At 73.2% G+C, this 2513-nt stretch carries 4 protein-coding genes; all 4 read left to right on the top strand.

Annotated features, from left to right (window positions below; all coding sequences use genetic code 11):
• Window positions 1-748: SDR family oxidoreductase (locus AC0CYZ_RS28335; RefSeq protein ID WP_472221450.1), on the top strand; the 748-nt coding region annotated here is incomplete at its 5' end.
• 66 nt (window positions 749-814) lie between these two features.
• The gene (locus AC0CYZ_RS28330) at window positions 815-1405 is read left to right on the top strand and encodes a CDP-alcohol phosphatidyltransferase family protein (RefSeq protein ID WP_472221449.1); all 591 of its coding nucleotides are present in this window, start codon (window positions 815-817) and stop codon (window positions 1403-1405) included.
• Window positions 1406-1484: 79 nt separating this feature from the next.
• Window positions 1485-1871, top strand: coding sequence for a glycine cleavage system protein GcvH (gene gcvH / locus AC0CYZ_RS28325; RefSeq protein ID WP_472221448.1), 387 nt, complete (start codon window positions 1485-1487; stop codon window positions 1869-1871).
• A gap of 219 nt (window positions 1872-2090) precedes the next feature.
• Window positions 2091-2513, top strand: a 423-nt coding sequence (gene odhI, locus AC0CYZ_RS28320) for an oxoglutarate dehydrogenase inhibitor Odhl (protein ID WP_472221447.1), incomplete at its 3' end; no start/stop codon positions are given.

Here is a 2513-nt window from a genome sequence, read left to right as displayed (position 1 = left end):
ACTTGTCACCGGGGGCACCTCCGGGATCGGCGCCGAGACCGTGCGTCGCCTGTCCCGCGAGGGGGCCACGGTGCTCGCCACCGGCCGCGACGGCGGTCGCGGCGAGCGGCTCGCCGGCGAATGCGAGCGGGTCGACTTCCTCACCGCCGACCTCACCGACGGCGGCGCTCCGGCACGCCTGGTCGAGGCGGCGCTCGCCGCGCACGGGCGGCTCGACGCGATCGTCCCGAACGCGGGCTTCCAGCACGTCGCTCCCATCGCGGAGTTCCCCGAGGAGCAGTGGGATCGCCTGCTCGCCCTGCTCCTCACCTCGCCGTTCCTGCTCGCGAAGTACGCCTGGGAGGCGCTGTGCGCCGCGCCCGACGGCGGGCGGTTCATCCCGATCGCGTCCGCGCACGCCCTCGCCGCGAGCCCCTTCAAGGCCGGCTACGTCTCGGCCAAGCACGGCGTGCTGGGTCTGGTGAAGACCCTCGCCCTCGAGGGCGCCCCCCACGGCGTCACCGCCGCCGCGGTGTGCCCGGGCTACGTGCGCACGCCGCTGGTCGAGAAGCAGATCGCGGACCAGGCGAAGGTGCACGGGATCAGCGAGGACCGGGTGCTCGAGGACGTGATCCTCACCCCGCACGCGCTCAAGCGGCTGATCGAGCCCAGTGAGGTCGCCGACGTCGTCGCCTTCCTCACCACCCCGGCGGGCGGGACGTTCACCGGGGCGCCGGTGACGATGGACATGGGCTGGACCGCGCGCTGAGGGCGGCTGCCGCCCGCCGGCAGCGAGGCGCCACGGCGGCCGCCGGGAAGGTGCCAGGATGACCCCGTGACGATCCGCGAGATCGCCGCCGAGCGGTGGCTGACGGTGCCCAACCTGCTGTCGGCGCTCCGCCTGGCCGGCGTGCCGGTGTTCCTGTGGCTGCTGATCGGGCCGCAGGCCGACGGCTGGGCGCTGATCGTGCTCGTGATCTCGGGGATCACCGACTGGCTCGACGGCAAGCTCGCCCGCTGGCTCGACCAGTACAGCAAGCTGGGGGAGGCGCTCGACCCGCTCGCCGACCGCGCCTACACGCTGGCGGCGCTGGTCGCGTTCGTGATCCGCGACATCGTCCCGTGGTGGGTCGTCGTGCTCATCGTCGGGCGCGACGTCGTCGTCTCGGCGGCGCTGCCACTGCTGCGGCGCAGGGGCTACCTCGCCTTCCCGGTGCTCTACGTCGGCAAGGCGGCCACGCTCTGCCTGCTCTACGCCTTCCCGCTGCTGCTGCTCGCGCAGATGGACTGGCCCGGCGCGGACGCCGCGCGCCCGTTCGCGCTCGCCTTCACCGCCTGGGGCATCGCGCTGCACCTCTACTCCGGGGCGCTCTACGTCACCCAGCTGGTCCGCACCCCGGCGCGGGTGCTCGATTGCCCCTCCTGAGCGGCGCCCTCTACGCTCGCCGCCTCCGCCAGTCGATCACCGGTCGACGACCGGCACACCGAGCACGAGGGAGTCGAGCGTGGTCCCCGAGGGTCTGCAGTACACCGCCGAGCACGAGTGGGTCGCCCCGGCGGAGGACGAGGGGACGGTCCGGGTCGGCATCACCGACTACGCCCAGGAGCAGCTCGGGGACGTGGTCTTCGTCCAGCTGCCCAGCGTCGGCGACACGGTGTCGGCGGGGGACTCCATCGCCGAGGTCGAGTCCACCAAGTCGGTCTCGGAGATCTACGCCCCGCTCGCCGGGGAGATCACCGGGATCAACGACTCGCTGGGCGACACCCCGGAGCAGCTCAACTCCGACCCGTACGGCTCGGGCTGGATGTTCGAGATGACGGCGTCGGACCCGGGCGCGCGGTCCGAGCTCCTCGACGCGGCGGCCTACCAGGCCCTGATCGACGGGGAGTGAGTCCCGCTCCCGGCCCCGACCTGGGCGGGAGCGGTGAGGCGGGACCGAGACACGACGCGACGGTGACGCACGGTACCGTGACCACCACCTCGTCGCGGTGCCCCGACCGGGGGTGTCGACGGACGTGGCACCCACCCCCGGGCTCGACTCGGCGAGGCCCCGAACGGCAGTGGCACCCGCACGACAGTGGCAGCAGGCGAGCATCGACGGAGGAGCACGGTGAGCACAGGCGGTCCTGTCCCCCCCGAACGTCAGGGTGAGACGACGTCGGTCTTCCGGGCCGACTTCCTCGCCGAGTCCGATGCGGACACCCGCGGGGGCGGCGTCTCCGGCGTCGACTCCCTGCCCGCCGGGTCCGCGCTGCTGGTGGTCAAGCGCGGGCCGAACGCGGGATCGCGGTTCCTGCTCGACCGCGACACCACGAGCGCGGGCCGGCACCCCGACAGCGACATCTTCCTCGACGACGTGACGGTCTCGCGCCGGCACGCGGAGTTCCGGCGCGACGGCGCGGAGTTCGTCGTCGTCGACGTCGGCAGCCTCAACGGCACCTACGTCAACCGCGAGCCGGTGGACACCGCCGTGCTCGCCAACGGCGACGAGGTGCAGATCGGCAAGTTCCGCCTGGTCTTCCTGACCGGGCCG

Source organism: Actinomycetospora sp. (assembly GCF_055612215.1).
The sequence above is the reverse complement of the archived record's forward strand: the minus strand, read 5'-3'. Positions and strand labels throughout refer to the sequence as shown.